General features: G+C 48.3%; 16 protein-coding genes. 10 read left to right on the forward strand and 6 right to left on the reverse strand.

The window, feature by feature from the left end; translation table 11 throughout:
• Positions 1 to 24: 24 nt before the first annotated feature.
• Positions 25 to 762, forward strand: a complete 738-nt coding sequence (locus IEX60_RS09580; protein ID WP_188749948.1) for an RDD family protein — start codon at positions 25 to 27, stop codon at positions 760 to 762.
• A gap of 56 nt (positions 763 to 818) precedes the next feature.
• Positions 819 to 2,453, forward strand: coding sequence for an L-glutamate gamma-semialdehyde dehydrogenase (gene pruA, locus IEX60_RS09585; RefSeq protein ID WP_188749950.1), 1,635 nt, complete (start codon positions 819 to 821; stop codon positions 2,451 to 2,453).
• 541 nt (positions 2,454 to 2,994) lie between these two features.
• Here the strand turns inward: pruA and IEX60_RS09590 are convergent.
• From IEX60_RS09590 to IEX60_RS09600, 3 genes are all read right to left on the reverse strand, one after another.
• Positions 2,995 to 3,657, reverse strand: coding sequence for a carbonic anhydrase (locus IEX60_RS09590; RefSeq protein ID WP_188749953.1), 663 nt, complete (start codon positions 3,655 to 3,657; stop codon positions 2,995 to 2,997).
• A 12-nt stretch (positions 3,658 to 3,669) separates the two neighbouring features.
• Entirely contained in the window at positions 3,670 to 5,307 is a 1,638-nt protein-coding gene (locus IEX60_RS09595) for a SulP family inorganic anion transporter (protein ID WP_188749955.1), read from the reverse strand.
• A 125-nt stretch (positions 5,308 to 5,432) separates the two neighbouring features.
• Positions 5,433 to 5,777, reverse strand: a complete 345-nt coding sequence (locus IEX60_RS09600; protein WP_188749957.1) for a hypothetical protein — start codon at positions 5,775 to 5,777, stop codon at positions 5,433 to 5,435.
• A gap of 297 nt (positions 5,778 to 6,074) precedes the next feature.
• Here IEX60_RS09600 and IEX60_RS09605 point away from each other — a divergent pair, with 297 nt between their 5' ends.
• The gene (locus IEX60_RS09605; RefSeq protein WP_188749959.1) at positions 6,075 to 7,943 is read left to right on the forward strand and encodes a glycoside hydrolase family 2 protein; all 1,869 of its coding nucleotides are present in this window, start codon (positions 6,075 to 6,077) and stop codon (positions 7,941 to 7,943) included.
• Positions 7,944 to 7,996: 53 nt separating this feature from the next.
• On the opposite strand, the gene IEX60_RS09610 is transcribed toward IEX60_RS09605, so the two are convergent.
• The gene (locus IEX60_RS09610; RefSeq protein ID WP_188749961.1) at positions 7,997 to 8,782 is read right to left on the reverse strand and encodes a response regulator transcription factor; all 786 of its coding nucleotides are present in this window, start codon (positions 8,780 to 8,782) and stop codon (positions 7,997 to 7,999) included.
• A 1-nt stretch (position 8,783) separates the two neighbouring features.
• The gene (locus IEX60_RS09615; RefSeq protein WP_188749963.1) at positions 8,784 to 11,906 is read right to left on the reverse strand and encodes a ligand-binding sensor domain-containing protein; all 3,123 of its coding nucleotides are present in this window, start codon (positions 11,904 to 11,906) and stop codon (positions 8,784 to 8,786) included.
• Between the two features lie 522 nt (positions 11,907 to 12,428).
• Between IEX60_RS09615 and IEX60_RS09620 the strand changes: the two genes are divergently transcribed.
• From IEX60_RS09620 to IEX60_RS09650, 7 genes are read left to right on the forward strand one after another with little or no spacing between them, the layout of a single operon-like run.
• On the forward strand, positions 12,429 to 13,571 hold the full coding sequence (locus tag IEX60_RS09620) for an endo-1,4-beta-xylanase (RefSeq protein WP_229717496.1): 1,143 nt from the start codon (positions 12,429 to 12,431) through the stop codon (positions 13,569 to 13,571).
• Between the two features lie 39 nt (positions 13,572 to 13,610).
• Positions 13,611 to 16,712: a SusC/RagA family TonB-linked outer membrane protein gene (locus tag IEX60_RS09625; protein WP_229717497.1), complete on the forward strand. Its 3,102-nt coding sequence runs from the start codon at positions 13,611 to 13,613 to the stop codon at positions 16,710 to 16,712.
• 28 nt (positions 16,713 to 16,740) lie between these two features.
• On the forward strand, positions 16,741 to 18,300 hold the full coding sequence (locus IEX60_RS09630; protein WP_188749967.1) for a RagB/SusD family nutrient uptake outer membrane protein: 1,560 nt from the start codon (positions 16,741 to 16,743) through the stop codon (positions 18,298 to 18,300).
• 3 nt (positions 18,301 to 18,303) lie between these two features.
• A complete protein-coding gene (locus IEX60_RS09635; protein WP_229717498.1) occupies positions 18,304 to 19,353 on the forward strand; it encodes a glycoside hydrolase family 43 protein in 1,050 nt (349 codons plus the stop codon).
• A gap of 9 nt (positions 19,354 to 19,362) precedes the next feature.
• The gene (locus IEX60_RS09640) at positions 19,363 to 20,343 is read left to right on the forward strand and encodes a glycoside hydrolase family 43 protein (protein WP_188749968.1); all 981 of its coding nucleotides are present in this window, start codon (positions 19,363 to 19,365) and stop codon (positions 20,341 to 20,343) included.
• Between the two features lie 15 nt (positions 20,344 to 20,358).
• Positions 20,359 to 21,351, forward strand: a complete 993-nt coding sequence (locus tag IEX60_RS09645; protein ID WP_188749970.1) for a glycoside hydrolase family 43 protein — start codon at positions 20,359 to 20,361, stop codon at positions 21,349 to 21,351.
• Between the two features lie 23 nt (positions 21,352 to 21,374).
• Positions 21,375 to 22,457: a family 43 glycosylhydrolase gene (locus IEX60_RS09650; protein WP_188749973.1), complete on the forward strand. Its 1,083-nt coding sequence runs from the start codon at positions 21,375 to 21,377 to the stop codon at positions 22,455 to 22,457.
• Here the strand turns inward: IEX60_RS09650 and IEX60_RS09655 are convergent.
• Positions 22,451 to 23,353 carry an AraC family transcriptional regulator gene (locus IEX60_RS09655; protein ID WP_188749975.1) on the reverse strand — a complete coding sequence of 301 codons (903 nt, stop codon included), beginning with the start codon at positions 23,351 to 23,353 and terminating at the stop codon, positions 22,451 to 22,453. The genes IEX60_RS09650 and IEX60_RS09655 overlap by 7 nt on opposite strands.
• Positions 23,354 to 23,640 lie beyond the last annotated feature (287 nt).

A 23,640-nucleotide genomic window follows, 5' to 3' on the forward strand; every position in this document is an offset into this window, starting at 1 on the left:
AGCACATCCACTATATTTGTTCAAATGAATACCATCAAAGTAAGCACCACACAAAATATCGATATCGAATACGATGTTGCCGGACTTGGCGAACGTATCGCCGCCCGACTGATCGACATGGGTATATTTATATTATTATACATTTTGGGAGCCATACTGGCCGGAATATTATTCGGCGCTGGTGCGGATGAGGTGGGGTTTGTCGTCTTATTGATCATCTTTGGTGTATTTTATGTGTTCTACGATCTGGTATGTGAGCTCTTTTTCAACGGGCAGAGCGTGGGCAAGCGTGCCATGAAAATCAAGGTCATCAGCCTGGACGGAGCGCAACCGAGCCTTGGGCAGTATCTATTGCGGTGGACGTTCCGGATCGTTGATTTTTTGCTTACCAGTGGTTTGGGCGCACTTATTTCCGTAGCAGTAACCACCAACAAGCAACGGATCGGCGATATAGTCGCCAATACGACCCTTATCAAAACCACACCGCGCACGGGGTTATCAGCTGTCGCCTTTAAGCCGGTTCTTGAAGGGTACCAGCCCCGTTTTCCGGAAGTTGACGCATTGAACGATCGCGATATTGCCTTGGTACATGAAGTGTTGCTGAACTATTCAAAGTCTGGAAACAGTCTATTGATTTATCAACTGGCAAATAAGCTGAAAAGCCACCTGAATCTTGAAATCCCTGAGGGAATGGATGAAATGGGATTTCTCCATACCATCGTCAAAGATTACAATGCCATCACCGCTCGGGAGGTAAATTAATTGCACAGTCCTGTGGGTTTTGGTAGCTTTGTTGCGTCACACAAATGAATGAAAGCATGTCACAAGGATTTTTTAAGGTACCGGATCCGGTAAATGAGCCGGTACTCTCGTACGCTGTAGGGAGCAAAGAACGTAAACTGCTGCAACAGGCACTGCAAGCCGCCTTGGCGGTGCAGGTGGATATTCCGATGTATATCGGGGGCGAGGCGGTCCGTACCGAACATCAAATTGCTATCCGTCCACCGCACGCGCACAAGCACGTGCTCGGATATTACCACTACGGAGACAAAAGTCATGTGCAGGCGGCCATCGATGCCGCGTTGAAAGCAAAGGAGGCCTGGGAAGGATTGCCCTGGGAAGAACGGGCGGCTATCTTCTTGAGAGCAGCCGACCTGATAGCAGGTCCCTATCGATATAAGTTGAACGCCGCAACGATGCTGGGGCAGTCTAAGAACGCATTTCAGGCGGAGATTGATTCGGCGTGCGAAATCGTGGATTTCCTCCGGTTCAACGTCAGGTACATGAGTGAGATCTACGCCCAGCAACCTCCGGTTTCGCCCCGGGGAAGTTGGAACCGGGTGGAACAGCGTCCGTTGGAAGGGTTCGTCTTCGCGCTGACTCCCTTCAATTTCACGGCAATCGCGGGTAACCTGCCCACCTCTGCTGCATTGATGGGGAATGTGGTGGTTTGGAAGCCAGCGAATACCCAGGTGTATGCTGCCCATGTATTAATGGAGGTGTTCCGGGAAGCGGGTGTGCCCGATGGGGTAATCAACCTGATTTACACAGATGGGCCAGAAGCGGGGGAGGTGATTTTCAAACATCGCGACTTTGCGGGAATCCACTTCACGGGTTCAACAGCCGTGTTTCAACAGATATGGAAAACCATCGGAGAGAATATCCACCGTTACCGTAGCTATCCACGGATCGTAGGAGAGACAGGCGGCAAGGACTTTATCCTGGTACACCGGTCGGCCGATGTAAAGGTAGCCGCAACCGCGATCGTGCGGGGCGCATTTGAATACCAGGGCCAGAAATGCTCCGCAGCATCCCGGGTGTACATTCCGCAATCCTTGTGGCCGGAATTGAAGGACTTGATTGTAAGGGATGTGGAGTCATTCAAAGTCGGTCCCGTGGATGATTTCACTAATTTCATCAATGCAGTAATCGACGAGAAATCATTCGATAAACTGGCGAAATACATCGATGCAGCAAAACAGGATTCCGATGCCGAAATTCTGGTAGGAGGTACGTATGATAAAAGTGAAGGGTACTATATTTATCCGACGGTGATTCAGGCGAAACGGCCCGACTATGTGACGATGTGCGAGGAATTGTTCGGACCGGTATTGACCGTATACGTTTACGAAGACGGAAAATGGGGCGAGATACTGGAAGTGATTGACAACACCTCCATTTATGCGCTGACGGGAGCCGTGATTGCCCGCGACCGCTATGCCATCAGCGAAGCGACGCATGCCCTTCGTCATTCAGCAGGCAACTTCTACGTGAATGATAAGTGTACCGGTGCGGTTGTCGGGCAGCAACCCTTCGGTGGTGCCCGCGGATCGGGCACGAACGACAAGGCTGGATCAATGATCAACCTGCTGAGGTGGGTATCGCCGCGGACGATCAAAGAAACATTTGATCCGCCTACGGATTACCGGTACCCTTTTATGGAAGAGAAATAAGATTTTTGCCATCGTCGGGCGGGCTTCGTTCTTTTCTCTTGAAAGAAAAGAACCAAAAGTTCAAGGCTTTGAAGCCTCGGTCGTAGGTTGATTGCAAAGCATTCATAGCGCGGATTGCAGCCGCTGCGCTCCCTCAATCCGCTTGTTTGTTGCCGGTACGGTTGTTTCTGCACATGCTTTGCTGCTCCCTACTTCCCGATCCTTCAAGGCCGATCCCCCTCTGAACGGAGGTTTGGTGGGGGAGGACGGCCATTCTCCTACGAACGACCCTTCCGTGCGTCTATCCGCACGGACCCGCCGTATCGTTTTTTATGCCACATGGGAGATCCTGCGGGATGCAGTGGGATGCACTACCAACCGTAGCAGGATCTCCAAGAGGATCTCCAAGAGGCGAGTCTTTGGTTACTTTCTGCGGTCAGAAAGTAACGCCTTGTCGCGGCGAGCGACGGAAAGCCTTGTGCGCTTCGCCAACAAGCCCTTGCAGCGATTGAGCAAAGCCTCCGCGGCTTGAGCGGAAAAATGCCGCGGAAGCAACTCTCTTTTATTTAAATGCAAATACTTTACCCAAACCCAAACTATCCGTGAAGGTGATATTAAGGTCGATCAATTTACCTGTAGCAATATCAATGACCATCCCATGCACCGCCAGGTCGTTCCGTTCCTTCCAAGCATTCTGTACAATCGATGTGGTGCATAAATTAAATACCTGCTCGGCAACATTCAGCTCAACCAAACGGTTTACTTTTTGCACCTCGTCCTCAATGGCGTCAATTTCATCACTGTGGAACCGGTATACATCCTTGATATGGCACAGCCAGTTATCAATAATGCCGAATTGATTACGGCTGAGTGCGGCCGATACCCCCCCGCAACCGTAATGCCCTGCTACGATGATGTGTTTTACTTTCAGTACGTTAACAGCATAGTCAAGTACACTCAGCATATTCATGTCCGAATGCACACACATATTGGCGATATTGCGGTGAACAAACACCTCTCCCGGCAGTGTGTTGGTGATTTGATTAGCCGGCACCCGGCTGTCGGCGCAGCCAATCCATAATAGTTCGGGGCTTTGGCCCTGGGCCAATTGCTGAAGTTTACCCGTTGTATCTTCCTTAACTTGCTTTACCCATTCCTCATTGCCAGCTAGTATTTTCTCGAAGCTTGCTTTTAATATTGGGTTTTCTAACTGTTTTTTATACATGGTATGTTTTTATTAAATGGTTTCTGATGGTTTTTTTACTATAGGACGTGTCGGTGAGCCGTTTTTCAGGATCGCTTGTGTAAAACGCTTGATATTCGGCACATTTTTCCGGTTTACGATTCCTGCCAGTTCGATGGTCTTGCCTTTGCTCACGGCATGCTGTTCGAAATCTTTGATGACTTCAATAACGTCTTTGTCTATAAAGCGGCTTTGCGAACCATCAATGACAATTTCATTAATGCGTTTTGGGAGGGCATAAAGGGCCTTTTGTATCGCTGCTTTGTTGAGGAATGTCACTTCTTCCGCTAAGATAAAAGTTATTTTCGCTCCATCCTCATTTTCTTCAATATCATATTCAAAAGCATTGGATAAATTGTTCCTTAGAATATAGAACATCGCTACCAATAGACCTACGCCGACTCCGGTAAGCAGGTCGGTGAAAACTACGGCAACAATGGTTACTAAAAATGGAACGAATTGATCCAGTCCCTTGTGCCACATTTGTTTGAATGCCGATGGCTTCGCCAGCTTATAGCCGGTGTGCAACAATATCGCTGCGAGGCACGAGAGCGGTATAAGGTTAATTATTTGGGGGATGGTAATCACCGCAAGCAATAACCAGATGCCATGCAAGATAGCACTCTGCCGTGTACGGCCACCTGCGTTGACATTGGCCGATGACCGCACAATTACAGCCGTCATGGGGATGCCACCCAGCAAGCCACTGGTGGCATTGCCGATACCCTGCGCAAAAAGCTCACGGTTGGTTGGTGAGTTGCGCTTGAAGGGGTCTATTTTATCTACCGCCTCAACGCTGAGCAGGGTCTCCAAACTGGCAATAATGGCAATGGTAAAAGCCACTACCCAGACCTCTTGATTGAAAATCTGCGTAAAATCCGGGAAGATAAATAATCCCAAAAACTCGCCGAATGATTGTACGACCGGAATTACCACCAAATGCTTTGTATCCAACGCGAAGGAAGTACCTTCAAAAACCTGACCCAACACGACGGCCAGAATGACCACAACAAGGGGGGCAGGAACCAGTCTCAGTCGCTTAAATGTCGGCCACACGATTAGTATGGCCAGGGAAATCAGACAAATGACGGTGGCGCCGTAATTAATGGCTCCGAGTGCTTTCTGGAGCGCTGAGAAGGTATTATCCTGATTAAGTTGGGAAAAGCTCTCTTCGCCAAAGAACCCCGAGTCATAGCCAACGGCATGTGGAAGCTGCTTAAGGATGATAATGATGCCAATAGCTGCCAACATGCCGATGATGACGGCCGATGGAAAGTAGTTGCCAATCATGCCGGCTTTGATGATACCTAAAACTAACTGGATCAATCCGGCAATGACCACCGCAAGCAGAAAAGTCTCGTAAGCACCCAGTTGCTGGATGGCGCCCAATACGATAACGGTCAGTCCCGCTGCGGGACCACTCACACTCAATTGCGAACCACTAAAAGAGGCGACAACAATGCCTCCGATGATTCCTGTTAACAAACCGGAGAATAGCGGTGCACCCGAGGCCATAGCAATCCCCAAACATAACGGCAAGGCTACCAAAAAAACTACAATACTTGCCGGAAAGTCATATTTCAAATCCCGTTTTGATAATTTCAAAAACGCGGATACACGTGTACCAAACATAGGAACAACTCATATAAAATGTACAACATCTCTGGAATCCCCGCTATGAACAGGCTCACGAATCCCTTATCGGAAACACTGTGCAAGGGGTTATCCAATTAAATTAACTGATTAATAAAGAGGCGTTAACAGTTGGGAGGGGGAGTTGGCACAGATGGGTAAAAGGCACAGATATGCCTCGCATCGTCTGAAATAAAATTTGTACGGATGAAAAAGTCTGTAGGGGGTTGCAGTGTGAAATGGATTGCCGACTTGGCATAATCCTTGGCGAAAGTATCCTTTACCTGATCGCCTATGCCAGATTTCCCGGTATTGTTTTCGATCTCAAGCTGCATGACCACCTGTAATAAGGTGTCTCTATCAAACTGCTGAATGAAAATAGGTGCAGTGGAAATAAACATCTTTGCGAAAAAGATGGCAAAGAACAGTTTTGCAAATATTTTCCTAGTAACCTGCGTCGACATAACCATGCTTGGTATGTTATGGGAACAAAAGTAGTTAAAAAAATGATTAAAATTATAGACCTCTTCTGAAAATGTTACAAAATAAACTAGAAAATAATGTAATTTTAACAATTGACATGGAGGAGGTGTAAATCGCATAAGACAATATGTCGAAATAATGAGACAAAAAAGCTTGATTTTGTACCTATATTCGTTGCCTTAATTATCCATACATAAACAGATATATATAAAAACGGATCCACTATGCGATAACTTGGTATAAAAACCTGCAAGTTTCGTAAGTATTAAAAACAATTTATTCAAATGAAGAAAACAGGAAAAAGAGAATTCGTGTCAGTCTTGTTAGGTTTATTCTGCCTACAGGCAGGACATCTTGTTGCCCAGCAGCCAGCGGTTTGGCAGCCGGTTGGCAACAAAATCCGATCGGCATGGGCTGAAAACATTGATCCCAAGCAACCACTGCCGGAATATCCACGCCCGAATCTTGTACGCAGTGGATGGCAAAATCTCAATGGCTCTTGGGAATATGCCATCGCACCCGGCAAACTGGGAACAGCTCCCACGGGTTACGATGGACAGATTTTAGTCCCGTATGCGGTAGAATCGTCGCTTTCGGGTGTAGGAAAGACAGTTGGTAAAGACAGTTCTTTATGGTATCGTAGGACGATAGCTGTGGATAAAGACATCCGCAAGCAACGGGTGCTTTTGCACTTCGGAGCCGTAGATTGGCAATGTGAAGTGTATGTCAACGGTCAGAAGGCAGGTTCGCATGAGGGAGGTTACGATCCGTTTTCAATTGATATTACTTCTTATCTGAAAAAAGGCGCCGACCAGGAGATTGCGGTAGGCGTGTGGGATCCCACCAACGAAGGCCCTCAGCCCAATGGCAAGCAGGTTGTAAATCCCCATGGTATATGGTACACGCCCGTTACGGGCATCTGGCAAACCGTATGGCTGGAAGGTGTCCCCGAAACCTATATTGCAGCAACGAAACAAACCCCTGATGTCGACCAACGTAAGCTTCTGGTGCAAGCTGCGGTGGAATCGGCCAAAGAAGGTGACCAACTGCGGATTTCTGCCTGGAAAGGACAGGAGAAGGTTGCTGAAGAAACAGCGGCTGTAGGTGCGGACGTGTCGTTGTCAATCGGCAATGCTGAACTGTGGTCTCCATCCAATCCATTCCTCTATGATTTGAAGGTGTCGGTGTTGCGGAAGGGAAAAGTGGTCGACGAGGTATCCTCCTATTTCGCCATGCGTAAAATCTCCATGGGGAAAGATGCGAAGGGGATTCAGCGCATGTTACTCAACAATGAATTTTTATTTCAGTACGGTCCGTTGGATCAGGGTTGGTGGCCGGATGGACTGTATACCGCACCCACAGATGAGGCGTTGCGTTTCGATGTGGAAAAAACCAAGGCAATGGGTTTCAACATGATCCGCAAGCACATCAAGGTAGAACCGGCTCGTTGGTATTATTACTGCGACAGCATTGGTGTGATGGTATGGCAGGATATGCCCAGCGGCGATCTGGGTGGCAACCATTGGGATATGCGTCCGGGTATTACTTCGGGCAAACAGCATGACAAAGACCGGTCGGCCGCCTCAGAGGCCATCTATCGCAAAGAATGGAAGGCCATCCTAGATGCCCTGCATAATTACCCCAGTATTGTTGTATGGGTTCCCTTCAACGAAGCCTGGGGGCAATTCAAAACCGTCGAAATTACCGAATGGACCATGAAATATGATCCTTCCCGGTTGGTGAACAGCGCCAGCGGAGGCAACTTCTTCCCAACAGGCCACATTTTCGATATCCACAATTACCCAGATGCAGTGATGCCACGGCCGGAATTGTTCGGAAATGACCGGATTCTGGTGTTGGGAGAATTCGGTGGACTCGGGTTGCCCATTGAAGGGCACACGTGGCAGGAAAAAGACAACTGGGGATACCAAAGCTTCAAAAATGTAGACGAATTGAAAAACCGTTACAAAGGTTTGGTAAGTGACCTCGCGAGGCTTATTCCGCTTGGACTTTCGGCTGCCGTATACACACAGACCACGGATGTCGAAATTGAAACCAATGGGTTGATGACTTACGACCGCAAGGTAATTAAGATGCCCGAGACGGAATTGCATCAATGGCATCAACAGCTGTATAATACGAAGACCGACTGATATTGAATTGGTTCAGTTAGCGAAGCCCCGACAGCGCACCTGCCTGCCGGGGCTTACGTTTTGAATTGGGCCATGTATTCGCTCGGAGACATGCCGAATTGTTTCTGGAAATTCCTCCCGAAATGGGTTTGTGAACTATACCCCACGCGATCAGAAATTTCGTAGATTTTATATTGGCCTTCGCTGAGGAGTTGAGCCGCTTTTTTTAGCCGGGCCACGTTGATGAGGTCATTCGGCGTCAGGTCAGATATCGCTTTGATTTTTCGGTACAGGGTGGGGCGACTCATATTCATTTTGTCTGCCAGATGTTCTACGTCAAAGCTGGCATCGCCCATGCAATCGAGGATCAATTCATTTAATTTTTCCAGAAATCGCTCATCAGCCCGGGTGTGCGCCATGGTTTTGATATGTGCCAGTGGTGAGCTTGCAAAAAATTCGCGGACTTTATTCCGGTTCGACAGGAGGCTGTTAATCTGGGCGTGTAAGTGTTCCGGTGAAAACGGTTTTTCAATATATGCATCGGCACCCTGTTCCAGCCCCTGTATTTTCGACTGAAGGGTGTTTTTTGCGGTCAATAGGATTACCGGGATATGACTGTGTTCCACATCTGATTTGATCAGCCGGCAAAGCGCATAGCCATCCATTTCAGGCATCATCACGTCGCTCACGACAAGCTGTACGGCATGATCGGTTAATATTTCGATAGCCTGATGACCGTTTTCTGCCCGCAAAACTTCATAGTCATCACTCAGATCATCGGCGATAAAATCCAGTATTTCCACATGGTCATCTACGACCAATATGAGCGGACGTTCGGTCTGTTGGGGTACTCGTTCCATGTCACATTTCATTTTTTTGCTGCTCAAGCGGCAATGTCAATACAAAGACATTCATATCGTTGTCAGGCATTCCTAAACGGAGGCTGCCATTGTGCAGTTGGGCTAAGGAACGGGCCAACGCCAGGCCTAATCCCGAGCCCGGCTGGTTGCCTGTTGCCTTTAGCCGTACAAATGTTTCAAAAATTTTCTCACGCATCTCCGTAGGGATCAGGTAACCGTCGTTTTTGATCAGAATGGTACATGTGCTGTCGCCCGGGGATTGTTCCGAGAGCGAAATATGGATCGTGCGTTCAGCGTACTTAAGTCCGTTCGTCAGCAGGTTACTGATGATTTGGGTTACGGCTTCTTTGTCGACGGAGGCCACACACGAAGCAGCGGGCAGGTCAAGCTTCAGACGGATATTTTTTTGCGCGGCAACCCATTTAAAGTTGCGGCAATTTTCTTTGAGCAACTCGTTGATGGAGATGGGAGCGAAGGTCAATTGGTAACCCGTCACTTCGGTTTTCCGGAAGTCAAGCAACTGATTGGTCAGTTCCAGGAGCCGCTCGGTATTCCGCTCCATCGTTTGCAGGTGCCGTTTGACGACCGGCAATTCATCCGCTTGTTTCATTACCTTTTCCAGCGGTGCTTTGATCAGTGTAAGCGGTGTGCGTATTTCATGGGTTACATTCGTGAAAAAATCAATCTTTGCCCGGTAGAGTTCTTCTTCTTTGCGATGCCGTATCAACTCCAGTTTCCGTTTGTTTTTCTCCCGGATGCGGCGATGATAGCTCCGGATGATGTACCAGGTTACGGCAAGCACCAGTGCGGCATAAAGCAGGTATGCAGGGATACTCGCCCAGAAAGGCGGCAGGATGGTAATATGCAGGGTGGTTTCCCTGCCCTTAAAGCCACCGCCGTTATCTGCCACATTGACCCTGAACAGGTAGTCGCCCGGAGGCAGTTTGGTGAAATAAGCTTTTCGGTTGGTGCGTATATGCGTCCATTCTTTGTCCAATCCCTCCATTTTATACGCATATTCCGTCATGCCGGGAGACACGAAGCTCAGCGCCGCAAAGTCGATGCTGAAGGACGACTGGTTGTATTTGAGCTCGATGTCATCCGTAAAGGTGATTGACTGCCGCAGGGGCGAACCTTCCTTGTTGATTTCCAGCTCACGGTTGTATACCTGTAATCCGGTGATATAGACGGGGGGTTGGAACGTATTTTCAACGTAATTAGCCGGATTGAAACGAACCAAACCTTTCACGCTGCCGAAATACAAGGTACCATCGGGGTCCTTGTATGCGGAATTGTAGTTAAACTGGTCGCTCAGCAAGCCATTGGCTTGTGTAAACACCTTGATGTTCTCGGTGGCTGTATCAAAGCGGACAAGCCCTTTCGAGGTAGTTACCCACAACTTGTTATCGGCATCTTCCAAAATGGCCAATATCAGATTACTTGGCAATCCATGCGTAGTGCCATACCGCTTGAAAGTGCCATCAGGTGCATGCAGGCGGCATAAGCCGCCTTCGGTCGCAACCCAAAGCGTGCCCTTGCTATCTTCAAAAATCCGGTTTACGCGATTGCTGCCGATGCTGTGGGAATTACCGGCATCGTGGGTAAACGTGCCGTGTTCGCCTGTCTTCGGATTAACGTAGTATAACCCATCACGCCAGGTACCGGCCCATATCGTTCCCCTGCTGTCTTCAAATAACGTGGTGTAAAAGATGTGCTCCGGAAATCCGGCAACAAAACGGAAACTTTTTTCTGTTTTTACGTATTCATATAAGCCCTGTCCCGTTGCCAACAATACCTGGCCCTGTTGGGTCTGATAACAGTTGAATATGAAATTATTATGCAGCGATCCCGTGCGGTTTTCGGCATCATAGTGCCGGATGACCTTTCCTGTACGGATATCCAGCAGGTCGAGTCCGTGTTCAAACGTGCCCACCCACAGTGTATCACCCGTAACAAGCAGTCCGTGGATGTTTGAATAAGCAAGACTGTGCGGATCACCGGTAGGCCGGTAATTGGTCATCCGACCCGTAGCCCCGTCCATTTTGTTCAATCCGGCATCTTCCGTACCAATCCATAAATTTCCGTGGCGATCTGCGCAGATTTCCCTTACGGCATTGCCTGAAATGGTATGAGTAGTCTCCCCCTGCGGAAAGAACTTTTCAAAAAAGGTATTGGCTGCTGCGTAATGGTTGAGGCCTCCGAAGTAGGTTCCCGCCCATATACTGTGCTCGCGGTCCCTGCAGAGTGTATAGACCGCATTGTCGGATAAGGCCCACGGATTACCCCGTTGTTTTCTCAGATTGGTCCATTGGCCATTGTTGTGTCTGAAAATGAAAATACCGGATTCGGTAGCCAGCCAGTACTCATCGGCTCTATGTGCCAGTATATCCCGCACGAAGATGTCCGTTCCGTAGTTATCGTGCGTTAACAAGTCTTCATAAGTGCCTGTCTGTATATCAAATACTTTCAAACCCTGTTTGGAGGTGCCTATTAGGAGAAAGCCTTTATCGCTGCAATATACTTTTTCAATCCATTGGGAAACCACATGCGGCGAATGATCGAATAATGAATACCGGCCTTTTATCCGGGTGGAATGGTAATGAAGCAGATCTCCGTGTATGGTACCTACCCAGGCATCCCCGGTGTTAGCCAAGCCGAATGAGCTTACCGAAAACTCCGGGTCGGTAATGGTCACCAGGCTATCGGTCTTCGGGGAATATCGATACAGCGTAAGGTTATCGACAAACCAAACGTTGCCCGAACGGTCGCCTTTTATCCCGAGTATTTCGTTGGTGATGGTGGGATGAAACAGCGAGAACGTTTCGGATTTTGGATCGAAGATGTAAATTCCCTGATCGGTGCCGGCCCAGACACGTCCGGTTTTGTCAACAAACAAGGCCCGGATAAAATTACTGCCCAGTCCGTTGGGATTATCGGGATCGCTATGAAAAACTTTGAATGAATAACCGTCGAAGCGGTTCAGGCCGTCCTTGGTGCCAAACCACATAAAACCCATTTCATCCTGTGCGCTGCACAGCACGGCATTGTTTGATAAGCCGTTTTCTACCTGGTAATGCGTAAAGTAATAAGGCTGGCAGTAGGCGTAGTTATGTAACGCCAACAAACATACTAGGTATTTCAGCAAAAGCGCTCTCACGGCCACGTGGTCCGACGGTTATCGGCCAAAGATAACAGTAAAATTGGCAAGATTACGGTATTTGTTTTACCTTGGCTTCGTCAATCCGATACCCAATCCCCGCATTCAATTTGAGTCGGACATCGCAAAGACAAGCAATATACAAAGGAGGTGCCTCGTAGATACCTTCTTTAGGGTGAGTCCATAGTGAGTCCGAAGTGAGTCCGACTTTTTACGGTAAATACTTGGACTCACCTCGGACTCACCCTGCTGTTATCTTAGATTCATGGCGAAGAAAGTATAAACATGTCTACCAGTAGGTAAGAAGAATGTTGGGAATTAAAAGTTTGGAAGGGAAGTAGATTGAACAATGTTACTAAGTTAATAAAATTCCGTGAGACAAAATAGGGAAAAATTGAAACAAAATGGTATCCATCGCTGCGGAGGTAATGCCGTCCTTTGTATGGAGGATGGCCGAGCGCCGATTTTTAATAACCAATAATGAAACCAATGGCAATACGGATTACCAGTACATTTCTGTTTTTTCTTTCCGTTTTATTATGCGGCTGCGACAGTCGTCAACGAACCAGTACTACCGCCCCAAACCGAAATATCTGGACGGCAGAAGAAGCCAATGACTGGTATGCACGGCAAAAATGGCTGGTCGGGCCCAATTATACGCCCGCTACGGCCATCAATCAATTGGAGATGTGGCAGGAAGATACGTTTGATCCTGAAACCATCGACAAAGAATTGGGTTGGGCAGCTGGTTTGGGCATGAATACTGCCCGTGTTTACCTCCATGACCTGCCTTATGAACAGGATTCGCTGGGATTCCTAACCCGGATAGACCGCTTTTTACAATTGGCCGATAAGCATGGTATACGGCCGTTATTGGTGTTTTTCGACTCTTGTTGGGATCCCTTCCCGGTATCGGGTAAGCAGCGTGCACCCAAACCGCACGTCCATAATTCGGGTTGGGTACAAAGCCCGGGGCAATATGCATTGAAGGACAGCACACAATACCCTCGTCTGGAGCGCTACGTCAAAGGAGTGATTGGGCATTTTGCCAACGATGGTCGGATTTTGGGTTGGGATGTGTGGAATGAGCCTGATAACATGACGGGGCCTTCGTATGAAGCCATGGAAATCAAGGATAAGGTAGCTTATGTGCTGCCATTGTTGGCACAGGCATTTGAATGGGCAAGGTCTGCGAACCCGGCCCAACCGCTGACTTCCGGTATCTGGGCGGGCGACTGGTCGTCAGACAGTACCTTGAAGCCGATCGAACGGTTACAGATCGAGCAGTCGGACATCATCAGTTTTCACAACTACGATACGCCGGAAGATTTTGAAAAGCGCATCCAGCAACTCCAGCGTTACGGCAAGCCGCTTTTATGTACCGAATACATGGCGCGGCCCAACGGCAGCACATTCGCGGGCTTTTTGCCGATCGCAAAAAAATATAATGTGGCAATGTTCAATTGGGGGTTCGTGGATGGCAAAACGCAGACCATTTATCCCTGGGATAGCTGGACCAAGACCTACACGGCGGAGCCTCCGCTATGGTTCCACGACATTTTCAGGGGAGATGGTACACCGTACAGGCAGGAAGAGGTCGATGTAATTAAACAGCTTTTAACCAACCGATAGGTATCAGATGCACATTTAACCAATAATAAATATGATTTTATGAATACAAACTTAACAGACATGACTTATGTACTGAAGCGGCTCAAGGCAGTGGCCTATGTAATCGCGTGTTTCGGTACATTGACAAGCGCCTACGCCGTAAATTCCGGCGTGGTGACAGCGCATGGGGCAATCGGTACGGCCGGAACACAACAGGCAGTTGTAACAGGGCGTGTTGTCGACGCTGCTGGAAATCCGTTGGAAGACATCACGGTTAAGGTGAAGGAAAGTGATGCAGCGACTTTGACGGCAGCCGACGGTAGCTTTTCCATACGGATCCCAGCGAGTAACGCTGTCTTGGTTTTTTCGTTAATCGGGTACGAAACGAAAGAGATTGCGGTAAACGCCGGGCAGCAACTGAATGTCACCCTCTTGGAAAGTCTGGAGGAACTACAGGAAGTGGTTGTCATTGGCTACGGCAGTGTCAAGAAAAAAGATTTAACCGGTGCGGTATCCGTCATCGATACCCGGGAGATGGCCAAGGTGGGGGCGAGCACAATCGGTCAGTCCATCCAGGGGCTCGCTACTGGCGTAAATATACGGAATACCGGAAATGCAGGTGGTGATGCAACGATTGAAATCCGTGGGCTGGGAACACTTCAGAATAACGATCCGCTGTGGGTTATCGATGGTATGATTACATCCGGTGGGGCCGATTTTAACCCTAATGATGTAGAGTCCATCCAGATTCTGAAGGATGCCTCGGCGGCGGCGATCTACGGATCGCGGGCTGCGAACGGCGTGATTATCGTGACCACCAAAAAAGGAAAAGAAGGCCCAGCTATAGTTGATTTTTCGGTACGCGAATCGTTCGATTGGTCTCCCAAATATGACCTGATGAACGCGGAGGAGTTCAAAAAGTATAATGACATGGCCTATCGCGAAGGAATAAAAGATGGAACCTGGAGCGGGACGCTGCAGGACCACCGGGATTTTGATACCGATTGGCAAAAGGAAACCATGAAAACGGCACTTGTTCAGGATTACAACGTTTCTTTGTCGGGCGGCGGACAAGCCGGAAATTACTTTGTCTCCGGTGGATATTATAACAACGAGGGGATGATGTACGGCAATTCGTTTGACCGTTACACGTTCCGTGTAAATACCGCAGGTACAAAAGGAAGATTCTCATTTGGCCAGACGTTCAATTTTGCCCAGACCGACCGGGATCCGCTGCAGACCAGTTCTTACATAGACATTGTCCGGATGGTGCCGACGATTCCCGTCCGCGATCCCGACAACCTCGGCGGGTTTGGCTATGGCAGCGAAGCCAATGCGCGCACCTTCGGTACCAACCCGATCGCTCGGGAAGAACTGGAAGATACCAATACCCAGATTTACCGGTTACGGGGTACGTTTTGGGGTGAGGCGCGGATCACCGACTACCTCAGGTACAAACTTAACGCAGGTATAGACTATACGTTTGATGAATACCGGTATTTCCGGAAGGAAGGTAACTGGACCATGAACCAGGAGTACCGCGATCCGACCGGACAGAAAAACCGGATAAAACGAACCACCGAGCTCATCGAGCACACGCTGGATTTCGGCCAGGATTTCGGCCGGCATCGCGTCGATGCCGTGGCGGGACTTACCTATCAGCACTATTACTTTGAAGATGTCGGCGCGCAGCGGCTGAAGTTTCCATTTCTGGGTGGCGATTATATCACCGTGCTCAATGCCGGCCAAACCAACCAGACCAACTGGAACAGCATTGGAGAGTCTGTCTTACTTTCTTATCTGGGACGGGCAAACTACAATTTCGATGATCGGTACTATGCAACATTTACGTTCAGAAGGGACGGCTCTTCGAAGCTAAGCCCGGCAAACCGGTGGGATAATTTCTATTCGGTGTCCGGCGCCTGGCGGATCAGCGGCGAACAATTTTTCAATGTCCCCTGGATCAACGACCTGAAGCTGCGCGCCAACTATGGCCAGCTGGGCAACGCAGCCATCAACGATTGGGATTACCTCGGAACCATTAATCCCAACATCATCACCATATTCGGTGATAACCAGCAAATCGTAAACGGCGCTACCCAGGTAAAGATTGTCAACGAGAACCTCCGGTGGGAAAAGACCGAGCAGATCAATGCCGGTATCGATGCCACTGTGTTATCGAATCGCTTGACACTGGTGGCTGAATACTACAATTCGAAGACCAGCGATATCCTGACGGGTATGCAGATTTCGATGACCACCGGAAATCAGGGAGGTGCACCACTGGCCAATGCGGCAAGTCTCCGGAATACAGGTGTGGAACTCGCTGCAACGTGGCGGGATAAAGTCGGTAACGTCGGGTATACTGTAGGGGCCAATTTTACTACACAGAAGAATACTATCCTCGAATTGGGTTATGGCAACGAAGTGTTTTACACCGGCCAAACACGCAGTGAAATCGGCCGTTCCCTTGGCGAATACTATTTGCTTAAAACCGATGGACTTTTCCGTTCACAGGCGGAAATCGATGCCTATGTAAATTCGCAGGGAGTCCCGATTACCATTGAAGGCAAGAGACCTCAATTGGGTGACCTGCGGTATATCGATACCGACGACAACGGACAGATTACCACCAACGACAGGCAGATCGTGGGTGATCCGTGGGCGGATGCATTGGTGTCTGTAAATGCAGGTGTGACCTGGAAAAACATCGACTTTTCCATGTTCTGGAATGGCCAGTTCGGTAACGATGTGCTCAACGGCGGTATGCGCCAAGGCCGCCTTTTTTCTGACAATTCTAACTATATCCGCTTTGAAAAGGGCCACGAACCCTATCAGGAAAATCCGGACAGCGATTTTCCGCGGATTATCTATGGCGACACCCGTAATACCCGGGGCGACAGCGATATCTGGTTGGAAAGCGGCTCTTACCTGCGTCTTCGTAACGTCCAATTAGGTTACACGTTTGATAAAGCGGCATTGGCTCGCCTTCACCTGAGCGGTTTACGGGTATTCGTAAGCGGAAATAACTTGGTTACACTGACTAAGTACAAAGGGCTCGATCCGGATTTCATCAATACCAGTGTGTGGGATCGGGGTACCGACAACATGGCGTTCCCCAACCCGAGGACCGTGATGATGGGCCTTCAGCTGAGTTTTTAGTGATAAACCTTTTTTCAAATTGAAGACAATGAAAAGAATTAACATCGTAATATGTGGGCTGCTTGCCACCTTGGTTTATACAAGTTGCAGCCACGATCTGTTAGATATTGAAAATCCCAATGAGCCGACCACCGGTACGTTTTGGAAAACGGAAGACGATGCTCAGAAAGGATTGGATGCTGTTTACAGTCGCTTTTATAAAGAGGGAACATGGATGCGTTGGCTGTCATTCAGGTATGATTTGGGATCTGACGAAGGCTGGAGTACCAGTCCGTGGAATGAGCTTGCCGATTGGACACGGTTCAACTACGTGAATTATAACTTTTGGGAAGGAAATAATCAGCATTGGGAAGATTTTTACGTAAGCATTTTCAGAGCTAACCAAGTACTGCATTACGTCCCCGAAATATCGTTTACGGATGATACGAAGAAGAACCGGATTATTGGCCAGGCGGAGTTTCTCAGGGCATTGTGGTATTTCCAGGTGGCAACGCTTTGGGAAAAAGGTGCCCTGGTACTGGAACCCAAAGACGGAAGTTACAAACCGGAAGAAGTGCCCGAAGCACGACTGTGGGCACAGGTAGAAGCGGATCTGCAAAGTGCAGCAGCGAAGTTGCCTGAATCGTGGGATGCCGACAATCGGGGAAGAGCCACCATCGGCGCAGCCAAAGCCCTGTTGGCCAAAGCCTATATGCAGCAGCATAAATTTGCGGAAGCAAAAGCCGAACTGCAGTGGTTGATCGATAAAGAAAACTCATTGTATGGGTTGATGGATGATTATATGGATAATTTCACCCACTACAACGAGAACAATAAAGAGAGTATTTTTGAGATCCAGTTTGATGATAAGAATAAAGGCGGAACGGGCAACGATGCATCAATGGCTACGGGTTTCCAACGGACACAGTTCTATGCACCGGGAGGAATCGGTTGGCAAGACGGCAAAGCACGTGCTTGGTTGGTCGGTGAGTATAAACGGGAAAAGAACCTCAGCGGTGAGAATGATATCCGCTTGTACCACAATTTGTATTACAAAACCAGCCCCCAGGATTTTCCGGATGAAAATCCTCTGATTTATGGTAGGAAATGGGATGATGGCGCTTGGGGCGATCACATGTTTATCCGGAAATATTCCACGGGATATTACCGCGACCGCGAGGATTATTTTGCACCCAACAACTACCGGTTGATCCGCTATGCAGATATACTCCTGATGTATGCGGAGTGTATCGTGGAGACGGGGGGCACACCCACAGAGGCGGCCGTATACGTCAACAAAGTCCGCACCCGACTTTCGACCAACTTGCCAACGCTGCAAAACAGTATCTTTGCGAATGCCCTGAGTTCGAAGGATGCGTTTTTGAAGCGGCTGCAGATGGAACGTGCCCTTGAGCTTTGCTTCGAGGGGTGGCGTTGGGCGGATCTGAAGCGGTGGGGCTTGCTCGATACTCAGGAGGGAATTGACGAGTTGAAGTCAAGAGATGGTGATTTCAATAATTTTATTCTCGGTAAGCACAAGCGGCTGCCCATTCCACAGATTGAAGTGGATAACAGCGACGGCAAGCTAACCCAAAATCCAGGTTATTAAGCGATGCACAACGTTCATAGAATTAACACGCGGATAGTCGCTATCTGCTTATTGGTTGTAACTACTCTTGTTGAGGGGAGGAGCCAGCAGCCAGACCCTCCAGGTCAGGTTCACCGCGCTGCAGAGGCGGTGAACCAGGCTTACCTGTTTGCACACATGACCCATCAGGATTATGGCCGGTTATACTATTCGGTTAGCACCGATGGCCTGCATTGGCAGGCACTGAACGGAAAGAAGCGGATATTCGATGCGTACCGCGGTCATCCTGACATCTGTAAGGGGCACGATGGCAGGTATTACTTGGCGGGAAATACCAATGATGCTTCCCCCGATATTGACATTTGGGTTTCTGCAGACCTGATTACCTGGGAGAAATACCATACCTACACGCCTGATCTGCGGAGTACACCGGATTATGCACATGCCCTGCAACGGATCGGAGCACCCAAGCTGTATTTTGATGAGCCGTCCAGGGAGTATATCCTGACGTGGCATACCCCGCACAAGGAGGGGACCAAGGAAGATCCTGAGCGGTATTGGGCAAGTCAGCGGACTCTTTATGTATTGTCAAAAGACCTCAAATCCTTTTCCGATCACCCGGTCAAATTATTTGACTGGGATATGGGTACCATTGATGTATTCATCCGGAAAGTAGGCGAACATTATTATGCCATCATCAAGGATGAGACCTATCCGACTTTGTATTGGCCAACCGGAAAGACCATCCGCATCTCACGTGCGCCGTCACTCACCGGTCCGTATTCGGAGCCATCGGCTCCGATCAGCCCCAACTTCCGGGAAGCGCCGATGCTGATCCCGTCGCCCGATAACCAGATTTGGTATCTATATTATGAGCAATATCCGGGTGTTTCGTATGGATTGTCCATAGCCGACAACCTGAATGGCCCTTGGTACCAAGCATCGGGATATACGTTTCATGCCGATTGGGATAAGTACAGTTTGCCGGCATCTGTACGCCATGGTTGTATGATTACGATTTCGAGGGGAGAATACGATGCATTGGTGAAGCGTTTTGGAATGGTCAACGAATAAATAAACAATATGATTACTCAGATAAGGAATTCGGTTATAGGAATCCTCAGCATTGGTGTTTGTGTATTAGCCTGTTCGTCCGGCCATTCGGACGCCAAACCCGAAATACCTATTGAGCGGGTAGCAACCCATGTATTTTTCGGAGATCCTTTCATCCTTTTACATGAGGGTACCTACTATGCGTATGGAACTGCTGAAGAGGATGGCATTGCCGTGCTTGTGTCGCAGGACCTGCTTACGTGGGAGGCAGTTCCAGGTAACCGGCTCGCGCTAAATAAGCAGGATTCCTGGGGCGATAGGTGGTTTTGGGCACCCGAAGTGTACGCAATAGATGGAAAGTTCTATATGTACTATACAGCCGATGAACATATCTGTGTAGCCACCAGTGATAGCCCATTGGGGCCGTTTAAACAAGCGGAAAAGAAACCCATGATTGCCGAGGAGAAGTGTATCGACAACTCGCTGTTTATCGATGACGACGACAAGGCCTATCTTTTTTTCGATCGTTTCAACGATGGACTTAACATTTGGGTGGCCGAGTTGGAAGCTGACCTGATGACCATTGATAAAGAAACCATGCGCCCGTGTATCCATGTGTCCCAGGAATGGGAAACTGTTTGGCCGCGGGTCAACGAGGGACCTTTTGTCATAAAACATGAAGGTACCTATTACCTGACTTATTCCGCCAATAGCTACGAAAGCCCGTTTTATGGAATCGGCTTTGCCACAGCCGATCACCCAACAGGCCCCTGGAAGAAGTACGAAGGTAATCCGGTTTTGCAGAAACCCGGAGATTTGGTAGGTGTGGGGCATAGTGCGATGTTTAGCGACAAGGAGGGTAATCTTTGCATGGTATTCCATTCGCATTACAGTGACACGCAGATACATCCCCGGATGATGCATATCAGCAAGGTTACATTTGAAAAGAAAAACGGGAAAACCACGCTGAAAGTTGATGAAAATTATCTTACACCTCAACGGCTCGAATAAAATCAGATCATGTCTATGAAAAGCTATTACCTATTAATCACTGTAGTTTTCGTCACGGTGATGCACTTGACAGCGCAGGAAAAGCGGGAGCTATTTTTTGCAGACCCGACCATATACATTGAAAATGGTCATTATTACCTAACCGGAACGGGGGGAAGCGGAAAAGGCGCATCGGGATTTTCTATGCTGGAATCCAAAGACCTGAAAACGTGGACCCCGCCGGCAAGGACAAAAGACTCGGTGTATATGATCCTATCTAAGGGCGATCAGACCTTTGGTGCCGAGGGTTTTTGGGCACCACAATTATTCAACGTCAATAACACGTATTATTTGACCTATACCGCCAACGAGCAAACGGTGCTGGCCCAGTCCGAGTCCTTGCTGGGACCCTATCGGCAAAAGGAAATTGCTCCCATTGACGGATCTGAAAAAAATATCGATTCGTATATTTTCAAAGACGACGACGGGAAGTACTACCTTTACCATGTCCGGTTTAAAAACGGTAATTACCTGTGGGTTGCTGAGTTTGACCTGGAAAAGGGAAAGATCAAACCGGAGACGCTACGGAAATGCTTTGGCCAAACAGAACCGTGGGAAGCCACTCCGGCTTATGAGTCGGCACCCATTATGGAGGGTCCGACCGTAATCAAATTAAAAGATAAATACTACCTGTTTTATTCCGCCAATCATTTCCGGAATATCGATTATGCAGTTGGTTATGCGGTTTCGGATTCACCATACGGACCCTGGATCAAGCAAAAGGATAGCCCGATCATCCATCGTTCGATCGTTGGTGAAAACGGAGCCGGACATGGAGATTTATTTGAAGGATTAGACGGTCAATTGTATTATGTTTACCACGTTCACTTCGATCAACAACAAGTTGGCCCACGGCGGACACGGATCGTACCCGTAACCAAGCACTGGGATGCTGAGAAAGGCCACTATACGTTTAGTGTAAAACGAGACGAAGTCATTAAGCCTGTACGTCAAACACTTGCAGATTAATAATAAAATGTAAATCTTTGAAGATGCTACTGAATATATTTGCTTATCCATTTTTTGCGCTTTTGCTGGCCGCTGCGGGGTGTGGGAAATCGACGGAGAGTCAAAATCCGGATGAAAAGAAGCCACCCGTCAAGGAGGAAGGCACTTACGTTAACCCTGTTTTTGAACCGGTCCTCGCGGATCCGACGGTTATCCGTGACCCCGAATCTGGACTGTTCTACGCGTATGGTACACAGGATGACTGGGGTGATGGGCAAGGCAGCCGACTGATGCCGATTCTGCAATCGACCAATCTAGTGGATTGGAAGGCGGTGGGCCAGGCGTTTTCCAATAAGCCCACGTGGAAGGACAACGGCGGGCTTTGGGCGCCTGATGTCAACGTTGTAGATGGAACCTATTACCTCTACTATGCTTACTCTACATGGGGCGACCCGAATCCGGGCATTGGGGTAGCGGTGGCAGAGAAACCGGCCGGACCTTTCATCGATCACGGTAAGCTGTTTACGAGTGAAGAAGTAGACGTGCCGAACTCGATTGATCCGTTTTATTTCGAAGAGGCAGGAAAGAAATACCTGTTCTGGGGTAGTTTCAGTAATGCCCCTACCCAGGGCACCTATGGTGTGCAACTATCGGACGATGGTCTGTCGGTGCCGGATTTAAATCGTAAATTTAAAATTGCTGCGGGCGATTTCGAGGCGGTGATGATCCACAAACGGGATGGATACTATTATTTCTTTGGCTCCAAGGGGAGCTGCTGTGAAGGCGCGAATAGTCAATACCATGTATTGGTGGCGCGAGCGACGGATTTAATGGGGCCTTATTTGGATAAAAACGGCGACGATATCTCGGAACGGGGTAAAGGAACGCTGTTCCTCAAAGGTAACGAAAAGTTTGTGGGCCCTGGACACAATGCACGGCTGATCCCGGATGACGAGGGAACAGACTGGTTTCTTTACCACGGCATCGACAAGGCGCGCGGTAAGGTTTCCAGCGGTGCCAGCCGACGGATGCTGATGCTTGACAAAGTTGTTTGGCGTGATAGATGGCCGGAGATTTCGGGGGGTACGCCGAGTACAACGGTGCAGGATGCGCCGGTGTTTCAATGATAATGGTGGTAGGTTTCCAATGCTACTTTCAGGTATTCATTTCGGTATTGATGTGGTTGTTTTCCGGTGACCATTTTGAACTGTTTATTGAAATTGGTCAATGATTGGAAGCCGCACTCATAACCGATCCGGTCAATGCTCATCTTCCCTTCTTTCAGCAGCTTGCAGGCATATTCGATGCGTATTTCTTTGAGGAAATCCGAAAAAGACTGATTGACACGCGATTTGAAATACCTGCTGAAGGATGTACACGTCATGCTGGCGATGGAGGCAACTTCTTCCAGGTGGATTTTCCGGTGAAAGTTTTTCATGATGAATTCATATACTTTGTTCATGCGGTCCGTCTCGGCTTCGGTATTGTAAGATTTGGAATGGGTATCGGTGATCAGGTGGCATTCATTCGACATCGCAATGGTATTCAGTATCTTTAATAGGTGGATAATACTGTCGGCACCGCTCAGTTCCAGCAATTCCAACATCAGCCGGCTCACCTGCTTCTGTGTGTTGCCGGTAATCTCGATGCCGCACTGCGACCGTTGAAACAGGTGTTTGATGCTTTCAAATTCTTCTTTATCGTGAATGATTTCACCCAAAAAATAATCATGGAAATAAATGACCACAACCGTTGTGCTTAATTGGCTGTCTTTTTCAAAATAGGCGTTGTGGCTGCGCCATACATGGGGTAAATTCGGACCAATCAATACGAGGTCATTTGCCTTGAAAGGCTTAATGCTATCGCCAACAAATCGGTTTCCTTCGCCCTCCATGACATAGGAAATCTGGAATTCGGGGTGCAGGTGAAAAGTGGGATCAAAATAAGGTTCGATTTGTTTCCGTATGACAAAAGAACGGTTTTCCGGGATGAGCGCTTTCGGTATTACATGGCTTTTTTTCATCTATATATAATTGATCTTTTTTTATGGTGATGAAGCTATCAGATTTTTCACTTGAATAAGTTTGGCTTTTGTGTTCAAGAACTCGCGAGCTCGGTTTATTCATTCCATCGGTCAGATGGAGCTTATCCTGTTTAAAATTTATATTTCCTTGTGTGATAAAAATGAAATTTTAGACATGGACGATTCATAATTTATCATTACTTGATTGCAAATATAATATATCATGATATAATTTGACTATAAAGAGATAATATAACGCGGTTTTTCTAAAGCTTTCCGACCTAATT

It is taken from the genome of Parapedobacter defluvii (assembly GCF_014642075.1).
Classification (GTDB): Bacteria; Bacteroidota; Bacteroidia; order Sphingobacteriales; family Sphingobacteriaceae; genus Parapedobacter; species Parapedobacter defluvii.

Coding starts and splice junctions, on each gene's coding strand:
- IEX60_RS09580 (WP_188749948.1), top strand. CDS start 25: ATGAATACCATCAAAGTAAGCACCACACAAAATATCGATATCGAATAC.
- pruA (WP_188749950.1), top strand. CDS start 819: ATGTCACAAGGATTTTTTAAGGTACCGGATCCGGTAAATGAGCCGGTA.
- IEX60_RS09590 (WP_188749953.1), bottom strand. CDS start 3,657: ATGTATAAAAAACAGTTAGAAAACCCAATATTAAAAGCAAGCTTCGAG.
- IEX60_RS09595 (WP_188749955.1), bottom strand. CDS start 5,307: ATGTTTGGTACACGTGTATCCGCGTTTTTGAAATTATCAAAACGGGAT.
- IEX60_RS09600 (WP_188749957.1), bottom strand. CDS start 5,777: ATGGTTATGTCGACGCAGGTTACTAGGAAAATATTTGCAAAACTGTTC.
- IEX60_RS09605 (WP_188749959.1), top strand. CDS start 6,075: ATGAAGAAAACAGGAAAAAGAGAATTCGTGTCAGTCTTGTTAGGTTTA.
- IEX60_RS09610 (WP_188749961.1), bottom strand. CDS start 8,782: ATGGAACGAGTACCCCAACAGACCGAACGTCCGCTCATATTGGTCGTA.
- IEX60_RS09620 (WP_229717496.1), top strand. CDS start 12,429: ATGGCAATACGGATTACCAGTACATTTCTGTTTTTTCTTTCCGTTTTA.
- IEX60_RS09625 (WP_229717497.1), top strand. CDS start 13,611: ATGAATACAAACTTAACAGACATGACTTATGTACTGAAGCGGCTCAAG.
- IEX60_RS09630 (WP_188749967.1), top strand. CDS start 16,741: ATGAAAAGAATTAACATCGTAATATGTGGGCTGCTTGCCACCTTGGTT.
- IEX60_RS09635 (WP_229717498.1), top strand. CDS start 18,304: ATGCACAACGTTCATAGAATTAACACGCGGATAGTCGCTATCTGCTTA.
- IEX60_RS09640 (WP_188749968.1), top strand. CDS start 19,363: ATGATTACTCAGATAAGGAATTCGGTTATAGGAATCCTCAGCATTGGT.
- IEX60_RS09645 (WP_188749970.1), top strand. CDS start 20,359: ATGAAAAGCTATTACCTATTAATCACTGTAGTTTTCGTCACGGTGATG.
- IEX60_RS09650 (WP_188749973.1), top strand. CDS start 21,375: ATGCTACTGAATATATTTGCTTATCCATTTTTTGCGCTTTTGCTGGCC.
- IEX60_RS09655 (WP_188749975.1), bottom strand. CDS start 23,353: ATGAAAAAAAGCCATGTAATACCGAAAGCGCTCATCCCGGAAAACCGT.